Below are 24,717 nucleotides of genomic sequence, written 5' to 3'. Positions count from 1 at the left end.
TCGCTAACTACTACAACGTTATCAGGCTATTACATTGGCAGGCACTATGGAATTAAAGTTACCACTACATATATTGAGCGAAGGAAACTTCAACAACATTATTCACCATGATGTTTACCAATGCCTCCTTTCGTTTCTGATCGCCTGTTTCCTGTCTATCATCAGCATTCCGATCATCATTAATTTGTCGAACCTGTTGCATCTGACAGCAAAACCTGGTTTCAGAAGCTCACATGAAACAGAAACCCCTACTTTGGGTGGCATAGCGATATTTGCGGCAACGCTGATCGCTTATTTTTTATGGCCGCATTCTGAAAATATCCTGGATTCCAATCTGATCAGCCTGGCCATGACGGGTGTGATTATCCTGTTTTTCCTCGGTATTAAAGATGATATCCTGGCTGTTGATCCAACCAAAAAGCTGATTATCCAGATATTTGCGTCACTGATACTCGTGGCGATGGGTAATTTCAAGGTGGATAATTTTTACGGGATCTTCGGCATTCATGGCGTTTCTGACTTTATAAGCATTCCGCTTACTGTATTTATTTTCATCGCGATCATTAATGCCATTAACCTCATCGACGGAATTGATGGGCTTGCCGGCGGCATCAGCCTGATCGCAGGGCTGGGCTTTGGGATCTGGTTTATTGCTAATGACCATTTTTCCTTCGGTTGTCTGGCCTTTGCCATGTCGGGTTCGCTACTCGGTTTTCTGCGTTTTAATTTTTCCAAAACAAGCAAAATCTTCATGGGCGACACCGGTTCGCTGATTGTCGGTTACCTGCTTTCTATTTTCTCAGTCGAATTTCTATCCTTGAATGTGGGCTACCTGCACGATCCAAGCGCTTATTTCAATGCGCCGATCATCGTTATGGTTTTGTTGATCGTGCCTATTTTCGATACACTCAGAGTATTCATTGTCAGGATTTTCAAGGGCGGATCTCCATTCGTCGCTGACCGGAATCACATGCACCATATCCTCATCGATAATGGCCTGAACCATTTCTGGGCATCCTGCTCGCTCTGGATGGTAACGATCATGAATACGACGCTGTTTTTTACATTTCACGGCAACATTACCAACACCGCTTCGCTTTACATATACATAGGGATGTTCGGCGCGTATATGATTTTTGCGCACTTCCTTAAAAAGCGTGTCGTGTCTGTAAAAAAAAGGAAGAACCTGGCAAATAGTCCTTCTTTCAATGGGGATGATCTGAGTTCTTCGAACAACATTCTCAGGGATTTGTAAAAATTTGACTTCAAAAACAGCGTTTAATACCGCCGTAAATTCATTGCGTTGCACCTAATGTTTGTACCTTAGCACGAAATAATCGTCAACAGGTATGAATAAAAAGATCAGAAAAGAAGACGCCCTATACTACCACTCAAAAGGCCGTCCTGGCAAGATCCAGGTAATCCCAACCAAAGAAACCAGCACCCAACGCGACCTTTCACTCGCCTATTCTCCCGGTGTTGCTGAGCCATGTCTCGAAATCGCTGCTAATGTTGAAGATGCTTATTTGTATACCGCAAAAGGTAATCTCGTGGCTGTTATCAGCAACGGAACGGCTGTGCTCGGACTGGGCGACATCGGCCCGGAGGCCTCGAAACCAGTGATGGAAGGAAAAGGACTTCTCTTTAAGATATATGCGGACATTGATGTTTTTGATATTGAATTAAATACAAAAGATGTCGACGAATTTGTCAGGACGGTTAAAATCCTGGAACCAACATTCGGCGGAGTCAACCTGGAAGATATCAAAGCACCGGAATGTTTCGAAATTGAGGAGCGCCTCAAAAAAGAACTGAACATTCCTGTCATGCACGACGACCAGCACGGAACGGCCATCATCAGCGCCGCAGCCATGCTGAATGCACTTGAATTGGTTAACAAAAATATTAACGATATCCGTGTGGTGGTTTCCGGTGCGGGCGCTTCGGCGGTTTCCTGCACAAAACTTTACCTGGCGTTAGGCGCGAATCCTAAGAACATTGCCATGTTTGACACCAAAGGCCACATTCACAATGGCCGGACTGATTTGTCAGATATGAAGCGGCAATTTGCAACGGAGGTGGCTTACGAGTCTCTGGAAGATGCAATGGTTGGTGCAGACTTGTTCCTGGGGCTTTCTACTGCGGACATTGTTTCAAAGGACATGGTGAAATCGATGGCGAACCACCCTATAGTGCTTGCTATGGCCAACCCTAACCCCGAAATTCCTTATCCTGATGCTGTTGAAGCACGTGAAGACGTGATTATGGCAACGGGTCGCTCCGATTATCCCAACCAGGTGAATAATGTGCTTGGTTTCCCTTACATTTTCCGGGGTGCACTTGATGTGCGCGCAACGGAGATTAATGAGGCCATGAAACTTGCAGCTGTTCATGCATTGGCTGATCTTGCCAAAAAACCGGTTCCGGACATTGTGAATCTTGCCTACAATGAAACAAACATTGTTTTTGGTAAAAATTATATCATTCCAAAACCTGTTGATCCAAGGTTATTAACGACTGTTGCGCCGGCTGTGGCAAAAGCAGCCATAGAAACAGGCGTTGCCCGTAAAACGATCACAGATTGGGACGCTTACGAACAGGAACTTTCCAGCCGTTTAGGCCGCAACGAGCAAATTTCCCGCGTGATACTGAACAAAGCGAAACTGGCTCCAAAACGAGTTGTTTTTGCTGATGCAGAGAACATTCAGGTGCTTCGCGCAGCGCAACAGGTTCGTGATGAGGGCATTGCGATCCCGATCCTGCTGGGCAGCAAAGACATTGTTTTAAATCTGATCAAAGAAAGCAAGCTGGATCTGGGTGATGTTTCAATTGTTGATCCACGCGCAGATGAGAATGAAGAAATTATCAATACTTATGCCAATTTGCTTTTTGAAAAGCGCAAAAGAAAGGGCTTAACGCCGATTGAAGCGCACAGAAGCATTTATTTCAGAAGCTATTTCGGGTCGATGATGGTGGAAAACGGAGAAGCCGACGCGCTCATCTCCGGTCTTACGCGGACTTATCCGGACACGATCCGTCCTGCATTGCACGTAATCGGCAAAGATCCGGGCGTGAACAAAGTGGCGGGTATGTACATCCTGCTTACCCCAAAAGGCCCATTGTTCTTCTCGGATACAACCGTTAACCTCGACCCAACCGTTGACGAAATCGTTGAAATTACTGAACTGACGGCAAAAGCCGTTGAGCGTTTCAATATTCAGCCTCGCATAGCATTGGTAACATATGCCAACTACGGAAGCGCAGACGGAACAGACGCAGTAAAAATGCGGGAAGCAACGGCCATCCTGAAAAAGCGAAATCCGACAATGATCGTCGAAGGTGAAATGCAAGCGCACCTTGCCTTCAATACAGCGCTTTTAAAAGAAAACCACCCATTCAGCGACCTTGTTGATGGCGGCGCTAACACGCTGATTTTCCCCAATTTGTCAGCAAGTAACATTGCCTACAACTTGCTGAAAGAAGCAGCCGAACTGGAAACCATCGGACCCATCCTGCTCGGAATGAAAAAACCGGTTCACGTATTGCAATTAGGAAGCTCTGTAAGGGAAATTGTAAATATGGTAGCGATAGCGGTCGTAGAAGCGCAGATGAAGAAGTAGACTGTCGTTAACATAAACCCTGTCACACTGAGCGGAGTCGAAGTGCGTTACTGCTAACACTTCGACTGCGCTCAGTGTGACAGGGCATTGTGCTCGTCACTTCGACTCCGCTCTGTGTGACAGGGCGTTGTGCTCGTCACTTCGACTCCGCTCAGTGTGACAAGTGGACGCTCAGTGTGACAAGGCTAATGTAACCTTCCCTACGGCTTCAACTTCACCCATTCTGCGTTATAAAGCGGCATATGGATTGCTTTTAGCTTTGCTTCGGGGAATTTGATCACTTTGCGATCGTAGGTCATCAGACCATTTGTTTCTATCTCAACGTCAGTTGTTTGCGTGTAAACTGCGGCTGATAGGCCTTTTTTGATCAGAGGTTCGAACCTTTTTACGAAAGACTCGTAACGGGCGTAAAGTTCTTCAGGGTTTTTGAAACTCTGATATCCCCAGTTATCTTTTTGCTGCCACACGTGACCGTCGATTGGCAAGCCTAAGCCGCCGAATTCACCGAGTACAATGATCTGTTTTGCACCGAAGATGTCTGGTCGCGGCATCACTGGCGCAGGATAATTGTGCATGTCAATAATGTGGCCGACTGGGAAGAAATTCCCGCCGCTGGCGCTGTTTACCAGGCGACTAGGGTCATATTGCATGGTCCAGTTGGTGATTTCTTCTGTTTTGAACTGTCCCCATGCTTCATTAAAAGGAACCCAGACCACGATAGACGGAAAGTGGTCATTGGCATCCATAATCGCCTTCCACTCGGTTTTATAAATGTTCTCTGATTCCGGCGTGCGCTGCTTTTCTGTTTCATCGCCCGTAATGCCGGGGCGCTGCTCCCAGTTATTGCCCATATCGCCGCTTGGCATGTCCTGCCACACCAGCATTCCCAGCTCATCACAATAGCGATACCAGCGCGCAGGCTCCACTTTCACGTGTTTTCTGATCATATTGAAGCCCATTTCTTTGGTTTTCAAAATGTCGAATTTCAATGCTTCGTCTGTTGGAGCGGTGTAGAGACCGTCGGGCCACCAGCCTTGATCCAGCGGGCCGTATTGGAATAAGAACTTGTTATTCAATGCCATGCGCTGAATGCCGTTGGCATCGGCTTGCATCGAAATTTTACGCATCGCGAAATAGCTCTTTACTTCATCAACCACTTTCCCATTTCGGGTCACTGTAATCAGCAAGTCATACAGGAATGGGTTTTCAGGTGACCATAATTTTGCATTGGCAATGTTCAGCACCGCATTTTCGCCGAATGCGATTTCCTGCTCGGCCACTTTGGTCGGGCCATCCAAAGCAACAACCTTGATTTTGTCGGTTGCGCCTGCATTTTTGAGCGTTGTCGTAACGGTCAGGGTTTGCTTGTCAATGTCAGGAACTTGCTTAAAATCAGCAATATGCGTGGCTGGAACGGTTTCCAGCCAAACGGTTTGCCAGATCCCTGTTACAGGCGTGTACCAGATCGCGTGCGGATTTTTGATCTGCTTGCCTCTCGGCTGCGGGCCGTCGCTGCTCGGGTCCCAAACGCGAACGCTGATGTCCTGCTGTTTTTTCTTCACCAAAAGGTCCGTAATGTCAAAAGAGAATGGATCATAGCCGCCCTGGTGCGAGCCCGCTGGCTTTCCATTAACAAACACGTCACATTTCCAGTCCACAGCCCCGAAGTGCAGGAGCACTCTCTGATCTTTTAATTTTGGTGCAAAATCAATGTTCCGCTGATACCAGAGCACACTATCTTTCCCCACCGTCTTACCTACGCCCGACAATGCCGATTCCACTGCAAAAGGAACCAAAATCTTTCCGTCAAAAGTTGCAGGTTTGGTTTCCGACGCTTGCTTTGGAACAATTGAAAAATTCCATAGACCATTGATATTAACCCAATTCTGGCGAACCATTTGAGGCCGCGGATATTCCGGATGGACATTGGCTGCATTTACCTTTTCCGCCCAGGGCGATACGATTTTCCCTTCAACATATTTCCATTCGGGAGACTTCTGCGCAACCGAGTCGAAGCTCAGGACGCATGATAGTAATCCCAATCCTAGCAGTGCTGTTTTCATTAAATTTGAGTTACTGAACAAGATGTTAATTAAATTCAAATTTAAAAGGTTTGCAGGAAACGGCTCTACTATCATTTTGCTTAGCTTTGAAATAACTCACTCAAAGCCCAACCTATGAAAAAGCTCTTCTATGTGGCTATTTTGCTGCTGACCGGCTCGTCTGCATTTGCGCAGGACTATTCGGATAAAATTACGCTCGTCCTTCACGGCGGGGCTGGCACCATTACCCGTGCCAGCATGTCGCCGGAGCAGGAAAAAGCTTATAAGGAAGTACTTAACACCGCATTACAAAAGGGTTACGGCGTGCTTAAAAGTGGCGGGACAAGCGTGCAGGCGGTGGAAGCAACGATCAGGGTAATGGAAGATTCGCCGCTTTTCAATGCAGGTAAAGGCGCAGTTTTTACCAATGAAGGCAAAAATGAGCTGGATGCTTCGATTATGGAAGGCAAAACCCTGAAAGCTGGCGCCATAGCAGGTGTTACCACGATCCGGAACCCAATCAGCACGGCCATAGCAGTGATGGAAAAGTCCCCGCATGTCATGATGGCTGGTAAGGGAGCAGAAACATTCGCAAAAGAGCAGGGCCAGGCCATTGTCGATCCCTCCTATTTCTACACCGAATCCAGGTTTAAAGCATTGCAGCGCGCCAAAGAGCAGGAAAAAACAGAACTGGATCATGATGCAAAAGAAAAACAGGAAGTAAAAAAAGCACCGAAAACGGGCTCGGTTTTGCATGAGGATCTGATATTTACAGAAGGCAAAAAATTTGGGACAGTAGGCTGTGTCGCGCTGGACAAATTCGGGAATCTGGCTGCGGGAACGTCTACCGGCGGCATGACCAACAAGAAATACGGCCGCATAGGCGACGCGCCCATCATTGGCGCTGGCACATATGCCAACAATGCTACTTGTGCAGTTTCCGCAACAGGACATGGCGAGTATTTTATCCGCTCTGTCGTTGCTTACGATATTTCTGCATTAATGGAATATAAAGGCATGACATTACAAGATGCTGCTAATGAAGTGGTCATGAAAAAACTGGTGGAGCGCGGCGGTGAGGGCGGCATTATTGCAGTGGACAGAAACGGTAATATCGCAATGCCCTTCAACAGCGAAGGCATGTATCGCGGTTATATCAAAAGCGACGGAAAAAGTGAGATCCTGATTTATAAGGACTGATTTGAAGCATTTTCGGCAGTCGGTTTTGCGCCGGTTACAAAAAGGTGTTTTAATGCACTTGTTTCTTATTCCCGTAATACAAAACAGGCGCGTTTCGTCGTTTGGATTAAGTAATGTAACATTCAGCTTCCTTACTCTATGAAATCAGTTTACAAGGTTTTTCTTCTGATCTTACTGGCTTCTCCGCTTTGTTTTGCGACGCATATCCGGGGCGGTGAGATCATGGCTTCGCATATTTCCGGCCAAAATTATAAGATCAAAGTTCGGTTATACTTTGACAGGAACGTCGGTGAAGCAGCTGCAACGGCTCAAACAAATGTGTTGGTGTGTTTTGGTGATGGTTCTACCAAAGAATTTCAAAGATCGAAAACGGAAGCGCTGTCCGGTGATGTGCTGATGTCGGATTATGACGGAACGCACACCTATCCTTCTTCCGGAACATTCCAGATTTCTGTTTCAATGGAAAACCGGTCTCCAGGAATTCTGAATTTGCCAAATTCTCTTGATACGAAAGCCTTTTTCTGGACGGTTATTAACACACAGGTTTCTAATTCCACGCCTGTCCTTCCTAATCTGGTCTTTGAAGCGGGTGTAAAACAGTTATTCAAAATTGATCTCAAACCAACTGTTGCTGATGCCGATAGCATTACCGTAAAACTTCCCAAACTAAGCAAGCCTTCGCCGGGCGAGTGCGGCGTTCGTATGTTGGAACACACTTATATGTATCCCAATGAAGTGAGCAGCACCGGAACATTTAAAGTCGTTCCCTCTGTGAATCAGCTCATTTGGCAGGCTCCTGAGATTTTGGGGAATTACATATTCGCAATGGTCGTGTCCGAATGGCGGGACGGAGTTGCCATTTCTGAATCTTACCGTGAAGGCCTGATTACCGTGGTCGATAAGCCCGGCCCGACTGTTGAGATTCCTCCTTACGAATCGGCGGCCAATGGCGGCCTGATCACTTCAACGCCCAATGTAAAGTCTGCGGAAGTTTCCATGGCCATTGAAGCTTATCCTGTTCCTACTGAGACGTTTATAACAGTAAAAGCATATAGCAAAAAACGCTCTGTCGTAACATTGCAACTTATTGATATCCGGGGAAGGGTTATTAAAGAAATGAAGAGTGGCGGGCCAGTAATTTCAGTTCAGGAGGAATTTGATATGCGCAATCTTGCCAAAGGCATTTATATTATCAAAGCAGCAAACGAAAATGATGCCGTGTCACAAAAAGTACTGCGATAATCTTATTTAGCATTCTTTATTAAATCCTACACTACATTGTAATGGTATAAAACAGAAATTTCGTCTAATGTAAATATGGCTCTTGTATCAAGCATTTGATCTCCGTATTTATCATAGGTTAATTATAATTCAGAAAAATGGCTGATCATATGATCAGCCATTTTCTTTGTATCAATATGTAGTTCGATCTTAATTCGCCGCCTGCCCGGTCGCATTAGACATATCAATTGACGTGATCTTGTCTTCGAACAACTGGCTTTTCAAAAGCATTTCTTTGATCATCGACAAATGCGTATAGGTGATCATATGCCCTGCTTTATGCAGAAAAATGTATTGGGCACGCTTACTTTTAATGTGTTTTTTAGCAAAATCAATGTTAGCCGGATCTGCTATCCAATCGTTTCCCCCTTGGATTACGGTTGTGGGAAGGTCGAGATTATGCCAAACGGGCAACAATTTCCTGAGCTCATCCGAATGGCTGTATTTCTCGGCCGTGGCCGTATTAAATTCACCGGGTAAGAATAACTGTATAAATGAATTCCTGCCCCATTTCGAAAACCAGTAAAATTTCTCTTTTTCCGGATCTATCACAGGCGAAACCATAATCAGTTCCTTAACCTTGTCCGGTTCCAGCGAAACCAGCTTGGCGGCAATGGGTGCACCATAGGACCTGCCCAGCACAGTTACTTTTTCTTTGCTTTTATTTAATTCAAAAACCGGTAAAAGTGCGTTGGCTTGCGTTGCGATGGAAGTTACATAACGGCGCTTTTTCTTCATTTTAAGGCGGGATTTCCCATAACCTACGCGGTCTACGGAAACAATATGAAAACGCTTTTGCAGATCCTCGTCATCCATCAAATTCATATAGCCCCACAACGAACCCGGCGCGCCGTGGATGAGCAGTAACATCGGCAATGTATCCGCCCCGACACTCGCAATACAAAGTGCAAGCGTGTCATTTTTTATAATGCGTTCCTCGGGTTTTACTTTCTTCGCTGCATAATGTTTCCTTACCTGTTTGGCTGAGATAATGTACCGGGAAAAGCAGGAACTTAGCGAAATGGATATGAAAAAAACGACAATTACAGATCGCAAAAATTTAAAACTTGGCATACATTCAGTAATGTTACTGTAATTTATAACTTCACAGGATATTTCAATATACGATTATAATTAGACAAAGTGTGAAATTTAGGACGTGTTTCTTAAAGAACCAGCCTGAACTAAATTTTTCCGGTCAATTATGTGTTCAGTATAAAAATTGATGCCAGGATTCCGGGCTATCTAAGTCAAATTTCTACTGTTGATGACAACCAACCAACAAAACCAGTTCTTCCAGCGCCTGGCAGAGCAAAATGAGCAGTATCGCTATCAGTTACCTTCGAGGCAGGATGCGGGTAAGTTTATTCAGGACCTTATTAATTTCCTTTTTCCGATCAGTAAGGATTGTCCGAGCTGCCCGAGCAAAGACATTGCGATGAAATATGCTGATTTACGCAACAGTCTGAACTGCATGCTGGAACCGCTGCTACCTGAACTGGAAAAAAGCAAGGAAGAAATTTTGGACGATGTGTTTGGACAGATCCCCGGGATTTATGAAAAACTGCTGCTGGATGCCAAATCCATTACGGATAATGATCCTGCTTCGGTGAGCATTGAGGAAGTTATTTCGGTTTACCCGGGCTTTATGGCGATTGCTACTTACCGTTTTGCCAACTCGTTTGCGCTTGCCGGCATCCCACTTTTGCCCAGAATGCTAACCGAGTTTGCACATAGCCAAACTGGTATTGACATTCATCCGAATGCTACGATCGGACATTCATTTTTTATTGATCACGGAACCGGCGTTGTAATCGGCGAGACGACGCACATCGGTAACAATGTGAAACTGTATCAGGGTGTAACATTAGGGGCAACATTTGTATCCAAATCACTTGCTTCGAGCAAGCGCCATCCGACCATTGAAGACAATGTGGTGGTGTACGCCAATGCGACGATTTTAGGTGGAGAAACCGTGATAGGCCACGATTCAATTATCGGCGGGAATGCCTGGCTGGTGCGAAGCGTACCTCCATTTTCGCAGGTTTATCACCAGAGCAAAATAGAGATACGCCAGCAGACACCGTCTATTACATAATACTTCTTATAAATCTGCGAACGCCTTCCATATACACGGGCTCAGCTTGCGGGAACGCATATCTGGGCTGTGTGGTCATGGTAATGCTGATAAAACCGTAAGTAAGGCACCACCATTCATAGTAGGTTTTGGTGACCATTTCGCCCGATCTCGGACGCAGGCTTGCGATCATTTCCCACACCGGATTGCCCTTAATGCTCATGGCTTTTCCGTACACATTCTTGGAATCGCAATAAGCGCCTTCCAGATTGAACATTACCTGAAAAACCTCCGGATTTTCGATAGCGAACACCCAGATGCGCTGCGCTACTTCTGCCAACTGCTTCTGAGGATTGCTGAAATGGGTCTTGATTTTTGAAAACTCCGCCTGTAAAACATCAAAGCCTTCCATGCGGATCGCTTCAAGCAACTTATCCTTGCTCTCAAAATATTCATAGAGAATCGGAGGGCTGTATTCAATCACTTCAGCAATTTTGCGGATAGAGACCGCTGTCCACCCGTCCTCACGAGCTATTTCTTTTGCTGTTTTGACGATATCCGAACGTACCTGTATTCTGAGGCGTTCTCTTCGCTCTACTATTCCCATACTATAATGCTGATTTTAAGATGGAGTCAGAATGATATGCATTCAAATATAAACATATAGTCCTTACCGCTCAAGAGGATTTTGGCCCGTTTATTCAAAAAATTTCCTGTCTTCATTTATTTGTTTCTACAAACACGCCAGATTAAATCTAACAGCGGATTATAAAATTTTAGCGTAAAAAAATTTTTTTAAACGCCTGAAAATGTTTTATTCAGCCCTTTTCGACGGCCCGGTTTTCTCAATTTTTTCGACCAGCCGGTAATTCGATTCCTGCGCGCGAATCTTGCCACGGGAGTCATCGGTGATCCTCAAATTATTCTGATAAAGATCCAGCCTGACCGATTTTTGGTTGTCATTTGCATAGTTCCGGAGTACAAGACGCATTTGATTTTTGAGCGATTCATCCAGGATCGGAAAACATACATCAATGCGGCGGTGCAGGTTGCGGTGCGTCCAGTCGCAGGAAGACAAATACATTTCATCGTTGCCGCGATTGGCAAAATGAAAGATGCGCGTGTTCTCCACATAACGGTCCACGTGGCGGCTGACGACGATGTTATCACTGATCGATGGTAACCCCGAAATGAGCCCGCAACTTTCACTGACGATCACATGCACCGGAACGCCGGCCTGGCCAGCCTGATAGATCTTATCGATCAGCATATGGTCTTGAAGCTGATTGATCTTGATCGTCACAAAGGATTTCAGTCCGGCATTACAATTTGCAATTTCGCGGTCTATCAGATCCAAAAGCCGTTTTTGGAGTGTAAATTGTGTTACAAATAGATTGTTGAATGGTAAATATTTATACTTTTTCGGCTCATCCTGTGTTGACAAATATCCAAAAAGCAGTTCCAGCTCGTTGGTCAGTTCCCTATGGCTTGTTAGCATTGCGTGATCCACAAGTTCCCGGCTGGTAAGCCTGTAAAAACCTCCGGTTCCGAAAAATGCATATCGTTCCCAGCCTTTGTGAACCTTGCGTTTGACCAAAGCAATTTTAGCATGCACTTTCAGGCCCGGCACGCTCAGAATGATCTTTACGCCTGCATCCCGCATCTTTTTTGACCAATGCAGATTCTCCTGAATGTCCAGCTTCGTATTGAGTTCCACATAAGTCGTAACCCGCTTACCATTGCGGGCAGCGCTGATCAGTGAGTTCAGTATAAAGGAATTAGGGCTGATCTTATAAAGCGAAACATGGATTTCCCGCACATGCGGATCAACGGCAGCCTCATTAAAAAACCGGACAATAGGCTCGTAAGAATGGTAAGGCAAATGCAGCAGCTGATCTGCCTTTTGTATGGATTCAAAAACGGAAGTTGTGTCGTCGAAATCGGGGTTCTGGATCGGGCGCTGAACGGGATAATCCAACCGCCGCGATAGTTGCGGAAAGGTCATCAGGTCCTGCATATAAATGTAATGTCCACGCTCGTAAAACTCGTTCATCGGGATCCCGGCCTTGCTGACTAGATATTCCCGCATGTACAACGGCATACCCGACTCATAAAAATACTGGGCTGGCTGAATGAAATTTCGTTTTTCGAGCTGTTTCAATATACGCTGGGCAAGCTGCATCGGATACTCGTCTTCTATCGAAAGCTCTGTGTCCTTTTCAACCCGCAATGCGTAGCTTTCCAAAACATCATAACCCGGAAAAAGCAATGGCAAATTTTCCCTGATCACGTCTTCCAGGAAAGTAACCTGTTTCTTGCCATCAAGTTCCGGCAATTCTACAAACCGTCCGAACGGCTCAGAAGGGATGTTTACAATGGCATACCAATCTTCTTCCGTATCGTCCCTATGCTGCAACCTTACGACCAGATACAATTGTTTGGATTCGAAAAAAGCCATTTTCGAGCTTCTCCGGCTGTCCAGAAAAACGGGTTGCAAATGCCTGAAAAGCTTGTCGACAAAAAATTTCCTGAGAAAATTCAGATGCTCATTCGCAAATGTTTCCCGATAATATAAATGCACGCCCTGCTCATGCAGCGCCGGAAGTATTCCTGTAAGTAAAATGTCGTTGAACTCACGCAGCTGGTTTTCAACCGTTTCGTAAACATGTTCCAGCAATGACTCAGGGAAAAGATTGAGTTTGGTACGGATATCGTTGCTCACCTCCCCCATGGCCAGCAGGCTGGGAACACGTGCGCGGAAGAATTCTTTGGTTTGATATGCGTAAATGCCAAGAAAACGTAAACGTTCCCTCACCGGTACAGTTTCGTCATTGGCTTCCAGTAATAATCGGTAATTATTGGATAGCCAGCTTAGATTTGTATCGAAGTAGGGATAAGCAACATCTATCATTGATTAAGGTAAAAAAGATTCAAAATTTGCTACAATATAAATACATTTGGCCGGTAAGGATCTAACTTTGCGGCACAAAGATTTAACAAAGTTCGGTAAGCATCCGGTGTTATTTCTTTCATTCAAAACTTAATTACAGTACTATGCAATATCAATTATTGGGCCGGTCGGGTTTACGTGTTTCGGAAGTTTGCCTGGGCACAATGACCTTCGGAACTGAGTGGGGATGGGGAGCGGATAAGCATGAAAGCTTTAAAATATTCGAAAGTTTCGCAGGCGCAGGAGGCAATTTTATCGACACAGCCAATCGCTATACAGAAGGTTCTTCTGAAAAATATGTGGGTGAATTCATTGAAAATGACCGTGATCACTGGGTTTTAGCAACCAAATTCACACTGAAAGACCGGAACGACGACCTTAATTTTGCCGGTAACCACCGCAAAAACATGATGCGCTCGGTGAGGGCCAGTTTGAAGCGCCTGAATACGGAATACATTGACCTGCTTTGGGTCCACCTTTGGGATAACACAACGCCCGTTGAAGAAGTAATGCGCGGCCTGGATGACCTGGTTACAAGGGGATTGGTCCATTATGTAGGCATTTCGGACACACCTGCATGGGTGGTTTCACAAGCCAACACCATTGCTGATTTTCGCGGTTGGAATGCATTTGCAGCCATTCAGTTTGAGTATTCACTCATCCAGCGCACGCCGGAACGCGACTTACTTCCGATGGCGAAAGCACTCGGACTGGCAGTAACTCCCTGGGGCACAATTGGTGGCGGTGCGCTTACCGGGAAATATTTGCGTGGAGAAGCCGGCCGCGTTCCGGATCATAGCATTCGCAGAAACGAACATAGTAGCATTATAGCACAAACTGTGGTGGATGTCGCCAGTGAACTGGGCGTAACCCCGGTGCAGGTTGCGATCAACTGGGCGCGTCACAGGGACCAGGTTATGATCCCGATCATTGGTGCTTCAAAAGAAAAACAGCTTACAGATTCGCTTGGCTGCCTATCGTTCAAGTTGCCGGATGATATGATCGCCAAGCTTAATGAGGTTAGTAAAATCGAGCTTGGTTTCCCGCATGAATTTCTCAAATCCGAAGGCGTGAAGGAAGAGGCGTTCGGAGGACTTTATGAAAAGTTAGAGAATCACAGGAATTGAAAATGTGAACATTCGGCCAGTAGTTTTACAACTATGTTAAAGCAAACCCGCTGGCCGAATGCCTTTATTTGCCCCAGCTTTCAGGAGCAAGGCGCCATGCACTCAGACTTTCCAGTTGAGAACTGTCAATGTAATTGTGTTCCAATGCAGTCTCTATCAATGCATTGTAATTGCTTACGGTGCTGAGCTTTACATTTTTCTCCTTGAAATTATTTTCCGCAACTGCGAACCCATAAGTAAAAATCGCAACCATTCCTGCCACTTCAATTTCCGCTTCCCGCAGCACATCCACCACTGTTAAGGAGCTTCCGCCGGTTGAGATCAGGTCTTCAATGATAATCACCGACTGACCTTTTTCCAGTCTGCCCTCGATCTGATTGCCCATTCCGTGCTTTTTAGGCTCCGGACGAACATATGCGAAAGGCAATTCCAAAAGATCTGCTACTAATGCGCCTTGGGCAATCCCGCCCGTTGCAACACCTACAACTGCCTGCACATCAGGATATTCCTTTTTGATCAATGCTGCGAGTGTCTTTTTGATAAAAGTCCGTGTATCAGGGTAAGATAACGCCACACGGTTATCGCAGTATATCGGGGACAGCCATCCTGAGCTCCATTGAAACGGCTTGTCAGGACTTAGTTTGATTGCTTTGGCTTCAAGCAGCAATTCGGCGATTCTTTTGGTAATATCCTGTTGGTTTAGCATTGCTAGTCTTCGGATTCTTCGTTTTTACTATGATTGATTACTAATAATTTATCGATCCGGCTCCGGTCCATATCGATCACTTCAAATTCAAAGTGCTTCCATTTGAACTTTTCACCTGTCGTAGGAATGTTTTCGAGAATGTGAAGCACAAAACCGCCCAGCGTATTGAACCCGACAAACTCACGGCGCTCTGCTTCCTGAATGTTGAGATTGAAATATTGAATAAAATCATCAAATGGCAACTGCGCATCGATCAGGAAGCTGCCATCTTCCCTCCGGATCACTTCGGATGCCTCTTCAATGTCCTCTGAAATATCACCCACAAGCGCATCCATAATGTCGTGCATCGTTAAGACGCCCAAAATGCCGCCGTACTCATCCACTATGATGCCGAAATAAACCCGCTGTTCTTTGAATTTTGCCAATGCCTGATATGCACGGTTGCTTTCGGGCAGGTAAACGGGATCTTTTACAACCGCATTCATATTTGCTAACTGCGCTTCTATATCCGTCGCAATGAGGTCTTTCACATAAACCAAACCCACCACATCGTCGACAGCGCCACGGCAAACGGGATAAATCGAATGTCTTGCATCGAAAATCTTGGCCTTATTTTCCTCAACAGAATCTTCCAGGTCCAGCCAAACGATCTCCTGGCGATTGGTCATGAGTGACGTCACTTTTCTGTCTCCCAGCTGGAACACATTATGCACGATCTCCTGCTCAATTTCCTCAAAAACACCCCCGGAAGTTCCTTCCTGTATCAAACTTTTGATCTCCTCCTCTGTAACTGAGTTTTCGCTTTGTTTGATATTTAAAATCTTGATAATGAAGTCGCTGGAAAAGCCTAGCAATGCGATAAAGGGCGCTGTGGCTTTCGAAAGCAGGTTCATAGGCATGGCCATGAACTTGGAAATGGCTTCGGGATTAGCCATTCCGATCCGTTTCGGAACAAGCTCACCAAGGACTAATGATAAATATGTTATAAACACAAGCACGGATCCAACAGCCAGAGAATGGGCATATGGCATCAGAAACGGAATGGTAGCAATGTATTTTTCGAAATCACTTGTAATGTTGTCACCACTGTACATACCCGTCAACAGACCAATGAGGGTTATGCCGATCTGAACGGTGGACAGAAAACGGGTGGGCGAATTAGCGAGATGAAGGGCGGCTTTTGCACTGGAATCCCCATTTTTTGCAGCAGCTTCGAGACGGGATTTGCGAGATGAAACGAGTGCTATCTCAGACATGGAAAAGACACCATTGAGCAACACAAGAAGTAGAATTATCAGGAGTTCCAAGAACTGTATATTTGATACAAGCACAAATTTATCAATAATAATCACTGTCTAAACTAAACTCTTTACTTAATTTTGGCATCGATTCACGTACCATTTGAAAAATGATCATTTTTTTTGACGACCGTCCTTTGCGAATTGTACGGACCAATCAGCTTTCTGCAACGGAAACTTCCGCCTTCGATCACATTGTAGACCTGAGACTTGATAAGCTGCAAAAAAAGATGCTAACCGGCCACGTGCTCTTCCTGAACACCACTGCGGCATCGGCTATGCAACTCATTGAGCTTTTGGAAAAGGCGGTGCCTGCGGACATGTTGTCGGTGACAATGGCGACGCGCGAAAAGTCGGAAGTGGAGGAAAAAATTAAAGGCAGTTACAAAGTTATCAAGGCCGCGGGAGGCGTTGTTGTGAAAGAAGGCAAGTGGCTCTTCATGTTCCGCCGCAAAAAGTGGGACCTGCCCAAAGGCAAGCTGGATAAAGGTGAAAATTCCAGAACGGCTGCTATCCGGGAAATTGAAGAAGAAACCGGCGTAAAAGCACTGGTTAAGGATAAGATCGTCACCACCTGGCACACTTACAGCCTCAACAACAACCGCATTTTAAAACGGACCAAATGGTATCTTTTTGACTGCATTGATGACTCCAACATGCAGCCGCAGGCCGAAGAGCAGATCGAAAAACTGGGCTGGTATACGCAAAGCGAGGCCAAATCGATCCTAATAAATTCTTACAGCTCAATCCGTTATGTGATTGAAAGCCTCAATAAGACCCACGACATTAAAGAACAATAATATCGCAAGACTTTACATTTGATAAACTCAGCCTTAATGGTTGAGTTTATTCAGTTCAGAAAGGGAATAGGGAAGAAAATCGTCCACCCGCTGTCCATAGCGATGCAAATCGCGGATAATGCTCGAACTGATAGGCGCCAGCATGGGCGATGTAATCAGGAATACCGTCTCAATTTCTTCATAGAGATATCGGTTGACCTGTGAAATGCCGTTTTCATACTCGAAATCCGTCGTATTACGCAATCCTCTCAGCAGGAATGTGGCTCCTAGTTCACGCGCTGTATGCGCAGTAAGGTCATCATAAGTAACTACTTTCACATTGGTCTGATCCGAAAATGTCTTTTCGATCATTTCCTTCATGACATCCAGCGGGAAATAGCGCTTCTTAGTTGCATTGTTCCCGATGCCGATGACCACTTCATCAAAAAGCCGTAATCCGCGTACAACAATGTCTTCGTGCCCTTTTGTGAATGGATCAAACGATCCCGGAAATAGTGCTATACGCTTCATAAGAGCAGTATTTACAATTAAGATGATACGAGGTAGGTATTAAACAGGCCAAAATAACGATGTCCCGGGACATCCGCACATTGCCTGTTGTATTTCAGCGTTGTGGGCCCGTTGCCGATCTGCAAATTGGGGAAAAATCTTGAAAGCTCGGTGTAAGCATCAGCAGAAGATGCGATTTCGCCATAACAAAGCACTTTCATCTCCTCAGGCAGGAAATTAAGCTGACTTAATGTAAACAGGATAATGTAGGCAAGCTCCTGCGTTTTCGAAAACCGGAAACGGTTGCATAGTATGAGTTGCTGACCCTCTGTAATAACCAGCGTAAAATAATCTTTTTCAAAATAAACGGAAACCATCCTGATCTGCTGATGTTCCAGATGGCTTACCAGCGCGCCAATGATCAACGGGCTGGTTAAATGGTAGAATGTAATCTGTGAAGAACCAAAATGGTTGATCATCCAGTCATACCAGATCTGCGGAACGCTGAAAACATTGTGCGCACGGACTAGCGGCAGATCGTGATAAAGTACTTTCTCATCCTTAGGAACCGGGTTACCCAATGCAAATGCCAGATAATCGGCCGCCGAACCTTCCTCAAAAATCAGGTTAGGAATTAAGCTGAATGCATGGGAATTAATCGAAATCCTGACATTTTTCCAGCTGTGCGATGACCAGAGCAAATGTCCCGTAAAAACCTTTTTGAGCCTTTCGAAAATCTCTGTGGGGTTCAAAACGGTTTCAAAGCTGTAATCTTCCAGCCAGATGCACTCCATATTTTCATCGCGGACAATGCAAAACCTGATGCGCCTTTCATCCACTTCAATGCACAATGTGCACAACGGGATACTTGACGCGTCGAATGAGTTATCGCCTACAAGCAGCGTAGGAATAATTTCAATGACCTGGTTTTCAGAATTAGCCACAATAAACGGGTAAAGTTAAAATCTATATTAATGTTTCAAGCTGGGATAAAAACTTGTCCAACCTGAACAGCTCTTCCAGAGATTGCACCCTGCTGAAAATGCTGTGATAGGCGCCCGGCGGAAAACTTCGGATTTCTTCGAGCCGCAGGAACTGCACGTCCTCAATGATCTGGTTTGCTGGCGAAATCTCAGGATCAGCGCCTTTGCTTATCTTGCCACGAACTGATTTTATTCCAAAAAAAAGCTCGATTGCGTGAAGCGGAGGCCTTACATGTTCGTTTACAAACAGGAAATCCCCGATTTCAGCTTCAAGCCCGGTTTCTTCCCGAACTTCCCGTGTCAAAGCCTCCACAGCAGTTTCCCCAAAAAGAATCCCTCCACCAGGCGGGCTCCAAAATGGCTGTTCCTTGCCATATAATGAATGATTCACCAAAAGAACCTGGTCCTGAACAATATATATGCCGCTCACACGGACACGCACATTACCCCCGTACAAATTCTTTACTTCATCATTCAAAGTCTGCACCAGCGCTCACTTTTTTGGAGCGGCAAAGATAACCAACCTCGGAGAATTGACAAGATATAATATAAGGATCAGGAATAAGGACTTCCTGAAATGTAGCTTTCGAGCGTATTAATGTGCTCTTTTTGTTCGTAGATAATAGCCGAAACGATGTCATTGATAGAGATGATCCCAATAAGCTTTCCGTCCTGATTTACAGGCAGATGTCGGATATGTTTGTCAGACATAATCTGCATACATTCCTCAATTTTCTGGTCCGTTTCAACCGTGATCACCTTACTTGTCATAACCTCCCGGATGCGCGTGTCGCGCGAACTCTTTCCTTGAAGAATAACCTTTCTGGCATAATCCCTTTCGGAAAAGATCCCGATCAATTCATTATCTTCAAGAACCAAAACTGCACCGATGTTCTTAGCGGCCATGAGTTCCAGAGCTTCAAACACCGTATTGTCCTGCGTTACCGACCAAAGCGCATTGACAGGCTTGTTGCCCATTACATGTTGTACTAGCATAGATGATTGAGGTTTTGGAGTGTAATTGATAAACTTTGGAAATCTAATATATGCAATTACGCCTTTAAAATGCAATAAATTCTAAGTATATTTTTGTAACTGAGGCACACTTTGATTTTAGTAATCCATGCCTTAGCTTTCGGCATTATGGAAACAGATAAAATTTTACCTTCCCAACTTTTACGCAAGCGTTTTCCTTTCAAACCTACCGAAGGCCAGCTCCGGTTTTTTGAGCAGACCAATGATTTTCTCGTCGAAGAAAAAGGCCTGGAACGTTACCGCGACTGTTTTTTGCTCAAAGGTTACGCCGGAACCGGAAAAACCACCATTATCAGCACATTGATCAAAGTGCTGAAAAATTTTGGCTACAAATCCATCCTGCTCGCCCCGACTGGCCGCGCCGCGAAAGTAATGTCAGGCTATTCCGAAAAGGTCGCATTAACGATCCATAAAAAAATATACAAACAAACCGCCGACTCGTTCTCCGGCAACCTGACATTCCAGCGCCAGAAAAATTACCATGACAATACGCTGTTTATCGTCGATGAAGCTTCCATGATCACCGATGATGCCGATTTTGGTAATAAAAGTCTCCTGGCGGATTTGATTGAATTTGTCTTCGAAAATCCGGGTAACAAGCTCATGCTCGTGGGCGACGTAGCGCAGCTCCCGCCTGTTGGTAAAGAATTAAGTCCTGCTTTGGATGGTGAATACCTGGAAAAGACATTCTATATGTCTGTGTTTCAGGAGGAATTGAAGGAAGTTATGCGGCAGGATGAGCAATCGGGCATTTTGTTCAACGCAACATTATTAAGAAACCAACTGGTCGCCGAAAAACCGGAGATCCAGATCACCACACGCTCCTATCGCGATGTTTTCAAGATGACGGGTGAAAAACTGGAAGAAGGACTTCGCTATGCTTATGATAAATATGGCCAGGAAAATTCCATCATTCTGACGCGCTCCAACAAATCGGCGGTTCAATACAATGAATATATCCGGCGCACCATTAACTTTTCCGAAGAAGAACTGGATGCAGGCGACCGGCTCATGGTGGTTCGGAACAACTACAACATTCTGGACGAAGATTCGCCGGCGGGTTTCATCGCCAACGGTGATTTTGTTGAATTATTGAAAATCCGAAAAACTCAGGAAATGCACGGTTTCCGCTTCGCAGACGTCACATTACGCCTGACAGATTACGAAAAGCAACCCGAATTTGACGCGAAAATCTTCCTCGACACATTGCATTCCTCCTCTCCTTCCCTATCCTCTGAGGATAACAAGAAGCTCTATGAAAGCGTCCAGAAAGATTATTTTGATATCGCTTCAAAAAAAGAAAGAATGGAAGCATTACGGAAAGATCCGTTCCTGAACGCATTGCAAGTGAAATTCGCTTACGCATTAACCTGTCACAAGGCCCAGGGAGGGCAGTGGAGCTCCGTATTTATCGACCAGGGTTATCTGCCTGAAGAACAGATCAATGTTGAATTCATCCGCTGGCTGTACACGGCCATCACCAGAGCAACCGACGAAGTTTTCCTAATGAACTTCCACCAGCATTTTTTTAAATGAAACGGTAAGTTATTCCTTTGCAGCGGCGCGTTGCAGCCGGTCATTGATGGCCAATCCCAAGCCATTCATTGGAACGAATTCAGCATGGATTTGCTGGATTGGCAATGTGTCCAATTCTCTTAGATAGGCGAACAAATTATGCGCGGCTTCCTTCATATCGCCACTTTTGCTTAAAATCCGCTGATACTCGGGATCAATGTTGTCCAAATATTGATCAAAAAGCAAATAGCCCGTCAGCTTGTCTTCACTGGCCGGAAATGTTTCTCTTTTATCGAGATAAAGCGGCTTTCTGGGCGCATAATGGCTTTTTAACATGCCCGGTGCTTTTGGATTTGATGAAGAATGCGGCATGAGTCTCACTTTTCCAACAACCGCCTCTATCTCCTCAACAGCCAATCCGCCGAGCCGATAAACCACAGGCTCATCGTTCTCAAAACCGACAATGGTTGACTCAATGCCCACTTCACTTTCTCCTCCATCCAATATATAAGGTATCTTTTCTCCCAATTGCGCATTCACGTGCGCAGCATTCGTTGGGCTAATGTAGCCGAACGGATTAGCACTAGGCGCGGCAAGTGGAAATGGCAATGCCTTCAAAAGTTCAAGCAGCAAAGGGTGATTAGGAACGCGTACGGCAACATTATCCAACCCGGATGTTACCAGATCCGGAATGATCTGTTTTTTTGGAAGCAATAAGGTCAGCGGGCCGGGCCAGAATTTCGCTGCCAGATGGCTTGCTTTTTCAGGAAAACTTGAAACATAATGTTCCACTTTTTCCAAAGAATCCGTGTGAATGATCAGGGGATCAAAGGCCGGCCGGTTTTTTACCTCGAAGATAGACAGCACTGAACTGTCGTTCAATGCATTACCTGCCAATCCATAAACTGTTTCGGTAGGAATAGCCACCAACTCCCCTTTTATGAGAAATTCTTTTGCAACGTCAATATCAATTCCGGTAATGGCCAAAATAGGAGCTGTTTTTTCAAAATGCAAAAGTACGGCGATGAATGTTAAGAGCAAATGTCGGGGCGCGTCATTTAGATTGTTTTTAAATAACCCTTAAAATTGAGATTGCAGGCTCCTGGTATATAATCCGTGTTTATATTTATTAATTAAATAGCATTTTCTAAACTACCCTTTTACTTATGTTTCAAATCAAAGAACAACCTGCCGTTTTTGACGTCTGCATCATTGGCTCAGGAGCGGGAGGCGGAATGGCAGCACTTCAACTTGCCCAACAAGGAGCTAAAGTGGCTTTATTAGAGGCAGGTGGATATTTCGATCCTGCTGATCCTAAATATATTACACAGCTTAAATGGCCGTACGAGTCGCCACGCCGCGGTGCTTCCAACCACCGCCCGTTTGGGGATTTCGATGCCGCCTGGGGAGGCTGGGAACTGGAAGGGGAACCTTACACAAGAAAGAACGGAACACAATTCGACTGGTTCAGGTCACGGATGCTGGGTGGCCGTACCAATCACTGGGGCCGCATTTCCCTGCGTTTCGGACCAAAAGATTTCAAAAGAAAAAGCATTGACGGACTTGGCGACGACTGGCCAATCGGTTACGACGATGTAAAACCATATTACGACAAGGTTGATAAGCTGATCGGCGTTTTCGGAACGGTTGAGAACATGGACAATGAGCCGGACGGGATTTTCCTTCCTCCGCCAAAGCCACGTTTGCACGAGCTGTTCATCAAACAAGCTGGAAAAAAAGCCAACATTCCGGTTATCCCTTCGAGGCTTTCAATCCTGACAAAGCCCATTAATGATCAGCGCGGCGTTTGCTTCTATTGCAGCCAATGCTCTCGCGCCTGCCAGGCATATGCGGATTTTTCATCGTCATCTGTTCTTTGTATCCCTGCTGTAAAAACCGGCAATGTTACATTGATCAACAACGCGATGGCGCGTGAAGTGCTTACCGATCCGGTTACCGGACTTGCAACAGGCGTTTCTTATGTTGACAGCCAAAAACTTACCGAGCATACCATTAAGGCAAAAGTTGTGGTTCTTGCTGCCAGCGCAGGGGAATCTGCAAGATTGCTTTTGAACTCAAAATCAGACAGACACCCGAACGGACTAGCCAATTCAAGCGGCGTTGTGGGAAGATATCTGCACGATTCAACAGGTGCATCGCGCGGCGCATTCTTACCACATTTGATGGACAGAAAACGTTACAACGAAGACGGCGTAGGCGGAATGCACGTGTACACGCCTTGGTGGCTGGATAACAAAAAACTGGATTTCCCAAGAGGTTACCACATTGAATACGGCGGTGGAATGGGTATGCCGAGCTACGGATTTGGTGCCGGAATTGAAAACATGAATGGTAAATATCCGACAGCAGCAGGCGTTACTAAGCCAGCAGGTGGATATGGTTCATCATTGAAAGAGGATTACCGTCGTTTTTACGGAGCCTATGTCGGCATGGCCGGTCGTGGAGAAGCGGTTCCAAATTTTGACAATTACTGTGAAATTGACCCGAATGTGGTGGATAAGTTTGGTATCCCTGTGCTTCGTTTCCATTACAAATGGACGGATTACGAGATCAAGCAGGCGAAACACATGCATGATACTTTTGAAGAGATCATTCATGCATTAGGTGGTGTTGCAAGCGGAACCAAGCCTGGCGCCGACACAAATTACGGCATTGCAGCTCCTGGTCGTATCATTCACGAAGTAGGAACAGTAAGGATGGGTAACGATCCGAAAACTTCTGCACTCAACAAGTTCTCACAAGCACACGACGCGAAAAACGTATTTGTGGTTGACGGTGGTTCTTTCGTGTCACAAGCGGACAAAAACCCTACATGGACCATCCTTGCGCTTTCGATGAGAGCTTCGGAATACATTACAGAACAGGTTAAACAGAAAAATATCTAATATTTGAACACGGTTTCAAATCATAACTATGAAACGTAGAGATACATTAAAAGCATTAACGCTCAGCTCATTAGGCATTACTGCGCTTAATCCGCAGATTGCTATGGCGGAACAAAGGGAGCTGGAAACGCAGATGCCACCGGAAACCCCGATCAAGATTCCGGGCGGAAGGACCAAGGACGAAGCGATCAGGGACGCGAAATTGATGAAGGAAAAATTCCTTACCGTGGCGGAACTGGCAACGATAAAGGTTTTGGTGGATATTATCATTCCAGCCGACGACAAATCGGGCAGCGCCTCACAAGCGGGTGTTCCTGAGTTTATTGATTTTATTGTTAAGGATATGCCTCAAAACCAGGTTCCATTGCGTGGTGGTTTGAAATGGCTTGATATAGAATCAAATAAGAGATTCACAAAAAGCTTCACATTGTTGACAAAAGCGCAGCAATTACAAATTGTGGACGACATCGCGTATCCTGAAAAAGCAAAACCGATGCACAGCCAGGGCGTTGCATTCTTCAATCTGATGCGCAATTTAACAGCATCCGGTTACTATACATCTAAAATCGGCATCGCTGATTTAGGTTATATGGGCAACACGCCGAATGTTTGGGAAGGTGTTCCCGCAGATGTTCTGAAGCAGTACGGTTTGAGCTACGAATAAGATTTTGTTCTTAATATCAAAAAA

21 protein-coding genes are annotated in these 24,717 nt (G+C 45.4%); 10 read left to right on the top strand and 11 right to left on the bottom strand.

Annotated elements, in window-relative coordinates:
• Positions 1-46: 46 nt before the first annotated feature.
• The gene (locus L0659_RS11885) at positions 47-1,255 is read left to right on the top strand and encodes an MraY family glycosyltransferase (protein WP_235126229.1); all 1,209 of its coding nucleotides are present in this window, start codon (positions 47-49) and stop codon (positions 1,253-1,255) included.
• Positions 1,256-1,349: 94 nt separating this feature from the next.
• Positions 1,350-3,620, top strand: coding sequence for an NADP-dependent malic enzyme (locus L0659_RS11880; protein ID WP_235126228.1), 2,271 nt, complete (start codon positions 1,350-1,352; stop codon positions 3,618-3,620).
• 200 nt (positions 3,621-3,820) lie between these two features.
• Here the strand turns inward: L0659_RS11880 and L0659_RS11875 are convergent, their stop codons facing one another.
• Complete coding sequence (locus tag L0659_RS11875) at positions 3,821-5,683, bottom strand: glycoside hydrolase family 2 protein (RefSeq protein ID WP_235126226.1); 1,863 nt, start codon at positions 5,681-5,683, stop codon at positions 3,821-3,823.
• A 114-nt stretch (positions 5,684-5,797) separates the two neighbouring features.
• Here L0659_RS11875 and L0659_RS11870 point away from each other — a divergent pair, with 114 nt between their 5' ends.
• Entirely contained in the window at positions 5,798-6,862 is a 1,065-nt protein-coding gene (locus tag L0659_RS11870) for an isoaspartyl peptidase/L-asparaginase family protein (protein ID WP_235126224.1), read from the top strand.
• 138 nt (positions 6,863-7,000) lie between these two features.
• The gene (locus tag L0659_RS11865; RefSeq protein WP_235126222.1) at positions 7,001-8,104 is read left to right on the top strand and encodes a T9SS type A sorting domain-containing protein; all 1,104 of its coding nucleotides are present in this window, start codon (positions 7,001-7,003) and stop codon (positions 8,102-8,104) included.
• Positions 8,105-8,293: 189 nt separating this feature from the next.
• Here L0659_RS11865 and L0659_RS11860 read toward each other — a convergent pair whose 3' ends face one another.
• A complete protein-coding gene (locus L0659_RS11860) occupies positions 8,294-9,217 on the bottom strand; it encodes an alpha/beta fold hydrolase (protein ID WP_235126220.1) in 924 nt (307 codons plus the stop codon).
• A 193-nt stretch (positions 9,218-9,410) separates the two neighbouring features.
• On the opposite strand from L0659_RS11860, the gene epsC reads away from it, so the two are divergent.
• Positions 9,411-10,241, top strand: a complete 831-nt coding sequence (gene epsC / locus L0659_RS11855) for a serine O-acetyltransferase EpsC (RefSeq protein ID WP_235126218.1) — start codon at positions 9,411-9,413, stop codon at positions 10,239-10,241.
• Here epsC and L0659_RS11850 read toward each other — a convergent pair.
• Together L0659_RS11850 and ppk1 are read right to left on the bottom strand one after the other, a co-directional pair.
• Entirely contained in the window at positions 10,234-10,827 is a 594-nt protein-coding gene (locus L0659_RS11850) for a TetR/AcrR family transcriptional regulator (protein ID WP_235126217.1), read from the bottom strand. The two genes, epsC and L0659_RS11850, sit on opposite strands and share 8 nt — an antisense overlap.
• A gap of 207 nt (positions 10,828-11,034) precedes the next feature.
• Complete coding sequence (gene ppk1 / locus L0659_RS11845) at positions 11,035-13,131, bottom strand: polyphosphate kinase 1 (RefSeq protein WP_235126215.1); 2,097 nt, start codon at positions 13,129-13,131, stop codon at positions 11,035-11,037.
• Between the two features lie 143 nt (positions 13,132-13,274).
• Between ppk1 and L0659_RS11840 the strand changes: the two genes are divergently transcribed.
• The gene (locus L0659_RS11840) at positions 13,275-14,297 is read left to right on the top strand and encodes an aldo/keto reductase (protein ID WP_235126213.1); all 1,023 of its coding nucleotides are present in this window, start codon (positions 13,275-13,277) and stop codon (positions 14,295-14,297) included.
• A 64-nt stretch (positions 14,298-14,361) separates the two neighbouring features.
• On the opposite strand, the gene pyrE is transcribed toward L0659_RS11840, so the two are convergent.
• Both pyrE and L0659_RS11830 read right to left on the bottom strand, forming a co-directional pair.
• Positions 14,362-15,003 carry an orotate phosphoribosyltransferase gene (gene pyrE, locus L0659_RS11835; protein WP_235126211.1) on the bottom strand — a complete coding sequence of 214 codons (642 nt, stop codon included), beginning with the start codon at positions 15,001-15,003 and terminating at the stop codon, positions 14,362-14,364.
• A 2-nt stretch (positions 15,004-15,005) separates the two neighbouring features.
• The gene (locus tag L0659_RS11830) at positions 15,006-16,310 is read right to left on the bottom strand and encodes a hemolysin family protein (protein ID WP_255727155.1); all 1,305 of its coding nucleotides are present in this window, start codon (positions 16,308-16,310) and stop codon (positions 15,006-15,008) included.
• Between the two features lie 101 nt (positions 16,311-16,411).
• Between L0659_RS11830 and L0659_RS11825 the strand changes: the two genes are divergently transcribed.
• Positions 16,412-17,101 (top strand): NUDIX hydrolase, encoded by a 690-nt coding sequence (locus L0659_RS11825; protein ID WP_235126209.1) that lies wholly within the window; start codon positions 16,412-16,414, stop codon positions 17,099-17,101.
• Between the two features lie 33 nt (positions 17,102-17,134).
• Here the strand turns inward: L0659_RS11825 and coaD are convergent, their stop codons facing one another.
• From coaD to L0659_RS11805, 4 genes are all read right to left on the bottom strand, one after another.
• A complete protein-coding gene (gene coaD / locus L0659_RS11820; RefSeq protein ID WP_235126208.1) occupies positions 17,135-17,611 on the bottom strand; it encodes a pantetheine-phosphate adenylyltransferase in 477 nt (158 codons plus the stop codon).
• A gap of 17 nt (positions 17,612-17,628) precedes the next feature.
• On the bottom strand, positions 17,629-18,534 hold the full coding sequence (locus tag L0659_RS11815; protein ID WP_235126207.1) for a DUF3822 family protein: 906 nt from the start codon (positions 18,532-18,534) through the stop codon (positions 17,629-17,631).
• Between the two features lie 22 nt (positions 18,535-18,556).
• The gene (locus tag L0659_RS11810) at positions 18,557-19,060 is read right to left on the bottom strand and encodes an NUDIX domain-containing protein (RefSeq protein ID WP_235126206.1); all 504 of its coding nucleotides are present in this window, start codon (positions 19,058-19,060) and stop codon (positions 18,557-18,559) included.
• Between the two features lie 68 nt (positions 19,061-19,128).
• Positions 19,129-19,569 carry a CBS domain-containing protein gene (locus L0659_RS11805; protein WP_235126205.1) on the bottom strand — a complete coding sequence of 147 codons (441 nt, stop codon included), beginning with the start codon at positions 19,567-19,569 and terminating at the stop codon, positions 19,129-19,131.
• Between the two features lie 147 nt (positions 19,570-19,716).
• On the opposite strand from L0659_RS11805, the gene L0659_RS11800 reads away from it, so the two are divergent.
• Entirely contained in the window at positions 19,717-21,144 is a 1,428-nt protein-coding gene (locus tag L0659_RS11800; protein ID WP_235126204.1) for an ATP-dependent RecD-like DNA helicase, read from the top strand.
• 9 nt (positions 21,145-21,153) lie between these two features.
• On the opposite strand, the gene L0659_RS11795 is transcribed toward L0659_RS11800, so the two are convergent.
• Positions 21,154-22,110, bottom strand: coding sequence for an L-threonylcarbamoyladenylate synthase (locus L0659_RS11795; RefSeq protein WP_235126857.1), 957 nt, complete (start codon positions 22,108-22,110; stop codon positions 21,154-21,156).
• Positions 22,111-22,289: 179 nt separating this feature from the next.
• Between L0659_RS11795 and L0659_RS11790 the strand changes: the two genes are divergently transcribed.
• Together L0659_RS11790 and L0659_RS11785 are read left to right on the top strand one after the other, a co-directional pair.
• Entirely contained in the window at positions 22,290-24,029 is a 1,740-nt protein-coding gene (locus tag L0659_RS11790) for a GMC family oxidoreductase (RefSeq protein ID WP_026630293.1), read from the top strand.
• Positions 24,030-24,057: 28 nt separating this feature from the next.
• Positions 24,058-24,693, top strand: coding sequence for a gluconate 2-dehydrogenase subunit 3 family protein (locus L0659_RS11785; RefSeq protein ID WP_235126203.1), 636 nt, complete (start codon positions 24,058-24,060; stop codon positions 24,691-24,693).
• The last annotated feature ends 24 nt before the right edge of the window (positions 24,694-24,717 follow it).

Origin of the sequence: Dyadobacter sp. CY347 (assembly GCF_021502655.1) — a bacterium.
Taxonomy (GTDB): Bacteria; Bacteroidota; Bacteroidia; order Cytophagales; family Spirosomataceae; genus Dyadobacter.
Note: the sequence above shows the minus strand (reverse complement) of the source record. Positions and strands in the feature narration are given on the sequence as shown.

Coding starts and splice junctions, on each gene's coding strand:
- L0659_RS11875 (WP_235126226.1), bottom strand. CDS start 5,683: ATGAAAACAGCACTGCTAGGATTGGGATTACTATCATGCGTCCTGAGC.
- L0659_RS11790 (WP_026630293.1), top strand. CDS start 22,290: ATGTTTCAAATCAAAGAACAACCTGCCGTTTTTGACGTCTGCATCATT.
- L0659_RS11840 (WP_235126213.1), top strand. CDS start 13,275: ATGCAATATCAATTATTGGGCCGGTCGGGTTTACGTGTTTCGGAAGTT.
- pyrE (WP_235126211.1), bottom strand. CDS start 15,003: ATGCTAAACCAACAGGATATTACCAAAAGAATCGCCGAATTGCTGCTT.
- epsC (WP_235126218.1), top strand. CDS start 9,411: ATGACAACCAACCAACAAAACCAGTTCTTCCAGCGCCTGGCAGAGCAA.
- ppk1 (WP_235126215.1), bottom strand. CDS start 13,131: ATGATAGATGTTGCTTATCCCTACTTCGATACAAATCTAAGCTGGCTA.
- L0659_RS11785 (WP_235126203.1), top strand. CDS start 24,058: ATGAAACGTAGAGATACATTAAAAGCATTAACGCTCAGCTCATTAGGC.
- L0659_RS11850 (WP_235126217.1), bottom strand. CDS start 10,827: ATGGGAATAGTAGAGCGAAGAGAACGCCTCAGAATACAGGTACGTTCG.
- L0659_RS11825 (WP_235126209.1), top strand. CDS start 16,412: ATGATCATTTTTTTTGACGACCGTCCTTTGCGAATTGTACGGACCAAT.
- L0659_RS11865 (WP_235126222.1), top strand. CDS start 7,001: ATGAAATCAGTTTACAAGGTTTTTCTTCTGATCTTACTGGCTTCTCCG.
- L0659_RS11800 (WP_235126204.1), top strand. CDS start 19,717: ATGGAAACAGATAAAATTTTACCTTCCCAACTTTTACGCAAGCGTTTT.
- L0659_RS11805 (WP_235126205.1), bottom strand. CDS start 19,569: ATGCTAGTACAACATGTAATGGGCAACAAGCCTGTCAATGCGCTTTGG.
- coaD (WP_235126208.1), bottom strand. CDS start 17,611: ATGAAGCGTATAGCACTATTTCCGGGATCGTTTGATCCATTCACAAAA.
- L0659_RS11880 (WP_235126228.1), top strand. CDS start 1,350: ATGAATAAAAAGATCAGAAAAGAAGACGCCCTATACTACCACTCAAAA.
- L0659_RS11860 (WP_235126220.1), bottom strand. CDS start 9,217: ATGCCAAGTTTTAAATTTTTGCGATCTGTAATTGTCGTTTTTTTCATA.
- L0659_RS11885 (WP_235126229.1), top strand. CDS start 47: ATGGAATTAAAGTTACCACTACATATATTGAGCGAAGGAAACTTCAAC.
- L0659_RS11870 (WP_235126224.1), top strand. CDS start 5,798: ATGAAAAAGCTCTTCTATGTGGCTATTTTGCTGCTGACCGGCTCGTCT.